The sequence below is a fragment of the Streptomyces durbertensis genome (assembly GCF_014156695.1).
Lineage (GTDB): Bacteria > Actinomycetota > Actinomycetes > Streptomycetales > Streptomycetaceae > Streptomyces > Streptomyces durbertensis.
Genome location: NZ_WMLF01000374.1, coordinates 1 through 5,340, shown reverse-complemented (window position 1 = coordinate 5,340; position 5,340 = coordinate 1). Strand labels below are relative to the sequence as shown.

Genomic DNA, 5,340 nt, shown 5'->3' with positions numbered 1-5,340 from the left:
GGCGTACAGGGTCTCGATGACCTCCGGTCGCAGACCGGCGATGAACATCGAGAAGAGGCTGATCCGGCGTGTCCGCTGCCGCCCGAGGGAGCCCCGGTAGGCGAACTCGAACGGCGCGAGGCGCTGGTCCGCCGTGCCGCACCTGTCGGGATGGGCACGGTCGAGGTAGCGCACAAGCAGGGCGCTGAACCCGTCCGAGAGCTGCTCGAGAATCCAGCCGCGACCCGGCACACCGATCAACACCTGGCTGCATCTGGCCAGTTCGAACTTGATCCCCTCCTGGGTGATCACCTTCAGCCCGTCCACCAGACGCAGTTCGGTCACCTGGTCCCAGCTGCGGTTGTGGCCGTCGAAGCCGACATCGCGGGGGCCGATGCGCACCGCGCCCAGGCCGTCCAGCAGGCGAAGCGGTTTCTCGATCCCGGCCGGCGCCTTGGGATGCCGACTGAGTACCGTACCGAGCGAGAGCTCCCAGACCTCGGTGGCGGGAACGCTCGGCGGCGGGTAGTCGTCGAGCGTCTTCCACAGCCACGTGTCGATGTTGAGGAGCGCCTCGTCGTCGTCGCGCCACCGCTTGCTCCGATCCAGCACAGTTCCCCCCGAGGTCTGCCCGATGGACACGGGCAGACCCCAGTGTGGCGGATCAGGCGGCCGCGCGGCGGTACTTGCGTACCGCGAGGGTGCGGAAGACCACGATGATCAGCAGCGAGTACAGCACCGAGGCGAGCACCGGGTTCTGCATCGGCCAGGCGTCCGGCGCCACATAGTTCGGCGGAAGGTTCCCGAACAGCTCCCGGGCGGCCTGCACGGTCGCGCTGAACGGGTTCCACTGCGCGATCGTGGCGAGGAAGTTCGGCATGTTCTCGGACGGCACGAACGCCACCGAGACGAACGTCAGCGGGAACAGCCAGATCAGGCCGCCGGAGGTGGCCGCCTCAGGCGTGCGCACGGTCAGACCGATGAGCGCGCCGATCCAGGTGAAGGCGTAGCCGAGGAGCAGCAGCAGACCGAAGCCGGCGAGCATCTTGAGGAAGCCCTCGTGGGCCCGCCAGCCCACCAGCAGCGCCACCACGGCCAGCACCACGAGGGTGAGCGCCGTCTGCACCGCGTCGGCGAGCGTGCGTCCGGTCAGCACCGCGCCGCGTGACATCGGCAGCGAGCGGAAGCGGTCGATCAGGCCCTTGTGCATGTCCTCGGCGATGCCGGCGCCGGCGCCGGCCGTGGCGAACGTGACGGTCTGGGCGAAGATGCCGGCCATCAGGAACTCGCGGTACTCCGCGGCGCTCGCTGTGCCCCCGACGATGATCGAGCCGCCGAAGACGTAGCTGAACAGCACCACGAACATGATCGGCTGGATCAGCCCGAAGATCACGATCTCCGGGATGCGCAGCATCCGGATCAGGTTGCGCTTGGCGACGATCAACGAGTCGTTGACCGACTGGGAGATGCCGCCTCTGCCGCTGGGCGCGACCGGCCCGCCCTGGGCCGGTTCCCTGGTCTTCGTCGTGGTCACTTCTTCCCCGCCTTCGCGGCCGCGCCGGCCTTCTTCTTGCTGTTCTCGCTGTTCTCGCTGTTCTCGCTCTGTCCGCCGTCCTCGTCGTCCCCGTCGGCGGTGTCCTCCTCGGCGGCGTGGCCGGTGAGGGAGATGAACACGTCGTCCAGGGTCGGGCGGCGCAGACCGATGTCGTCGATCTCGATGCCGCGTCCGTCGAGGTCGCGGATGACCTCGGCGAGCAGCTTGGCGCCACCGGCGACCGGCACGGTCAGCCGGCGGGTGTGCTGCTCGACGGCCACCTCGCCGCCGTCGACGGCGTGCGCCCGCAGCAGTTCCTCCGCCGTGCCGATGCGCTCGCGTTCGCGGACGACGACCTCCACCCGCTCACCGCCGGTCTGCGCCTTGAGCTGGTCGGAGGTGCCGCGCGCGATGACCCGGCCGTGGTCGACGACGCAGATGTCGTCGGCCAGGTGGTCGGCCTCCTCCAGGTACTGGGTGGTCAGCAGCAGCGTGGTGCCGCCGGCGACCAGCTCCTGGATGACCTCCCACAGCGCCTGCCGGTTTCGCGGGTCGAGGCCCGTCGTCGGCTCGTCCATGAACATCACCGGCGGGCTGACCACCAGCGCGGCGGCCAGGTCGAGTCGGCGACGCATACCGCCGGAGTACGTCTTCGCCGTGCGGTCGGCGGCGTCGGCGAGGTTGAAGCGCTCCAGCAGCTCGTCCGCCCTGCGGCGGGCGTCCTTGGCCTTCAACTGGTAGAGCTGGCCGACCATCTGGAGGTTCTCGCGGCCGGTCAGGTACTCGTCGACGGCGGCGAACTGGCCGGAGAGCCCGATCCGCCGCCGCACCTCGTTCGGATGTCGCAGCACGTCGATGCCGGCCACGGACGCCTTGCCCTGGTCCGGTGTCAGCAGTGTCGTGAGCACGCGGACCGTTGTGGTCTTTCCCGCGCCGTTCGGGCCGAGCAGCCCGAGCACGGTTCCTTCCGGGACGTCGAGATCGACGCCGTCCAGAGCCCTTACGTCACCGAAGTTCTTGACCAGGCCTTCGGCGTAGATGGCGCCTGGCATGAGGGGTCTCCCAAGGGGTTGGTCGTGATGTGGGAATCGTATGGTCGCGCCGGCGGCACGGCATCCGGGTTTCCCCGCCGCCGCCAGCGTAGCGTGTCGCGATGTATCGCGTCAGTGGTTCTTCCGGGGTGCTTCCCACCGCGCACTCCCGCCACGGGCCCGGTGCGACCGCCCCTGGCGCGCCCCGCGTCCGGCACGTCCGCCCGCGCGCCGGGCCGGACGTGCCGGGGCTGGCTCAGCCCATCACCCGGTAACCGGCGCCGCGCAGCGCGGACTGCACCTGGAGGCAGTGCTCCGGACCCTTCGTCTCCAGATGCAGCTCCACCTCCGCCTCGGTGAGCCCCAGACGCGGATCCGTCCTGACGTGGCTCACGTCGAGGACGTTAGCGTCCGCCACTGACAACTCGGCCAGGAGCGCGGCGAGCGCCCCGGGCCGGTCGTTCAGGCGCAGCCGCAACGAGAGGTAGCGGCCCGCCGCCGCCATGCCGTGCCGCAGCGTCCGCTGCAGCACCAGCGGGTCGACGTTGCCTCCCGACAGCACCGCGACCATCGGCCCGTCGAACGCCTTCGGCCTGCTGAGCAGCGCCGCCACCGGGCTCGCGCCCGCCGGTTCCACCACCAGCTTCGCCCGCTCCAGACAGAGCAGCAGCGCGCTGGACAGCGCGTCCTCGGAGACCGTCACCACCTCGTCGACCATCTTGTGCACGATCTCGAACGGCACGTCCCCCGGCCGTCCGACCTTGATGCCGTCGGCCATCGTCGCCACCGACTCCAGCGCCACCGGGTGCCCGGCCGCGAGCGAGGGCGGATACGCCGCCGCACCCTCCGCCTGCACGCCCACCACCCGCACGTCGGGACGCAGCGACTTCACCGCGAGCGCGATACCGGCCGCCAGTCCGCCGCCGCCCACGCCCACCAGGATCGTGCGCACCTCCGGGCACTGCTCCAGGATCTCCAGCCCCACCGTGCCCTGGCCGGCCACCACGTCCGGGTGGTCGAAGGGGTGGATGAACACCGCGCCCGTCCGCTCCGCGTACTCCTGCGCGGCGGCCAGCGACTCGTCCACGACCTGGCCGTGCAGCCGCACGTCCGCGCCGTAGTCGCGGGTCGCCGCCAGCTTCGGCAGCGGCGCGCCGACCGGCATGAACACCGTGGACCTCACCCCGAGCAGTGAGGCCGCCAGCGCGACGCCCTGCGCGTGGTTGCCCGCGCTGGCCGCGACCACGCCGCGCGCCCGCTCCGCCGCGTCGAGCGCCGCGATGCGCACGTACGCGCCACGGATCTTGAACGAGCCGGTGCGCTGGAGGTTCTCGCACTTGAGGTGCACCGGCGAACCGACCAGCTCGGTCAGATGGCGGCTGCCCTCCATCGCCGTCACCCGGGCGACTCCGGACAGCGCCTTGTGGGCGCGGGATACGTCCTCGACGCTGAGGACACGTGCACTGGGTAGCATGCCGCCAGTCTGGCAGCCGACTGTGCACGCCGCCCAGTGCCCCCGCTCCCGCACCGCCTCCGGCGCCCACCGGAGCCCCGGTACGGGTACGGGAACGGCCGACTCCGCGTACCCTGTGGCCACCCTCAACCGTCCAACCGCCCGAACTTCGGAAGAAGTGAGCTCCCCGGCATGCCCACGCACCCGGACACGACAACAGCCGACGACGTGCGCCAGGATCAGCCGCGCCGTCGCGGAACCGACAACGGCGGCGGGCCCGACCCGCTGCTGGAAGCGATACAACACCAGGTCGCGCTGTTCGCCCGCCGCGCCGAACAGACCCGTCTCGGCGGCGTCGGCCAGGCCCGCAACTCCATGGACCGCGCCGCCTACCTGCTGCTCAACCGCCTCGACCAGGAAGGCCCGACCGGTGTGAAGGCGCTCGCCGCCGGCATGGGCATCGACTCCTCGACCGTCACCCGCCAGGTCGCCCCGCTTGTCGACTCCGGCCTGGTCAAACGCACCTCGCACCCCGACGACGGCCGCGCCGTCGTCCTCGAACTCTCCCCGCGCGGCGCCCACCGGCTGGCCGAAGTGCGCTCCTCCCGCCGGGAGTTGATGGCGCTGCTCACCAAGGACTGGTCGCCGGAGGAGCGGGACGTCTTCTGCGCGCTGCTCACCCGCTTCAACGACGCGCTCTCCGAACTCCACGCCCCGTTCGCCCCACGCTGAGCGCGGACGCGGCCGGCGCGACGGCATCCCGGTCCGGCCCGCCGCCCCCGCGCGCCCAGGTCCCCACGGCACGACCCTTGACCCCGCGCGGGCACGGCGGTCCCATGGGTCGATGGGAGTGCCGAGGGGGGATCGAGCAGGCCGGGACCGCCGCCGCGCCCGTGAGTTCGAGGCGTTTGTCGCCGGCGCGGCCGGACGGCTGCTGCGCGTCGCCGCGCTGCTGACCACCGAACCGCTCGAACCCCCGGAACCGCTCGAACGACCCGCACCACTCGCACCGCTGGAACCGCACAGCCCCGGACAGGCGGGCGGAGACGGCAAAAGGCCGTCGCCACCGCCCGCCGCCCGGGAACTGCTGCACCACGCGCTCGCCCACACCTACGCCCGCTGGGACCCGCGCACCGACCCCTACGACACGGCCCGCTGGCAGCTGATCCACCGCTTCACCCGCCACGCCCGACGCCACCGCCGGCCACGCGGCGGCCCCCTGGGCGTCCTCACCCCACAGGAACGCGTGGTCCTCGTCCTGTGCGTCTACGAGGAGGTCGACGAGGACCGGGTCGCCGCGTCCCTCGGCCTGCCGGCCGACCGGGTGCGGGCACTGCGGGCCC

6 protein-coding genes are annotated in these 5,340 nt (G+C 71.8%); 2 read left to right on the top strand and 4 right to left on the bottom strand.

Translation table 11 applies throughout. The features are described 5' to 3' along the window. The 4 genes from GL263_RS20640 to ilvA all read right to left on the bottom strand — a co-directional run. Window positions 1-591, bottom strand: a 591-nt coding sequence (locus GL263_RS20640) for a hypothetical protein (RefSeq protein ID WP_182857224.1), incomplete at its 3' end; no start/stop codon positions are given. A 52-nt stretch (window positions 592-643) separates the two neighbouring features. Continuing rightward, a complete protein-coding gene (locus GL263_RS20635; protein ID WP_182857223.1) occupies window positions 644-1,513 on the bottom strand; it encodes an ABC transporter permease in 870 nt (289 codons plus the stop codon). Continuing rightward, entirely contained in the window at window positions 1,510-2,565 is a 1,056-nt protein-coding gene (locus GL263_RS20630) for an ATP-binding cassette domain-containing protein (RefSeq protein ID WP_182857222.1), read from the bottom strand. Before GL263_RS20630 ends, GL263_RS20635 begins: the two co-directional genes overlap by 4 nt. Window positions 2,566-2,800: 235 nt before the next feature. Then, on the bottom strand, window positions 2,801-4,018 hold the full coding sequence (ilvA, locus tag GL263_RS20625; RefSeq protein WP_182857221.1) for a threonine ammonia-lyase: 1,218 nt from the start codon (window positions 4,016-4,018) through the stop codon (window positions 2,801-2,803). Window positions 4,019-4,189: 171 nt separating this feature from the next. Here ilvA and GL263_RS20620 point away from each other — a divergent pair, with 171 nt between their 5' ends. Both GL263_RS20620 and GL263_RS20615 read left to right on the top strand, forming a co-directional pair. Further along, the gene (locus GL263_RS20620) at window positions 4,190-4,729 is read left to right on the top strand and encodes a MarR family winged helix-turn-helix transcriptional regulator (RefSeq protein WP_182857220.1); all 540 of its coding nucleotides are present in this window, start codon (window positions 4,190-4,192) and stop codon (window positions 4,727-4,729) included. 112 nt (window positions 4,730-4,841) lie between these two features. After that, window positions 4,842-5,340, top strand: a 499-nt coding sequence (locus tag GL263_RS20615) for an RNA polymerase sigma factor sigma-70 region 4 domain-containing protein (RefSeq protein WP_182857219.1), incomplete at its 3' end; no start/stop codon positions are given.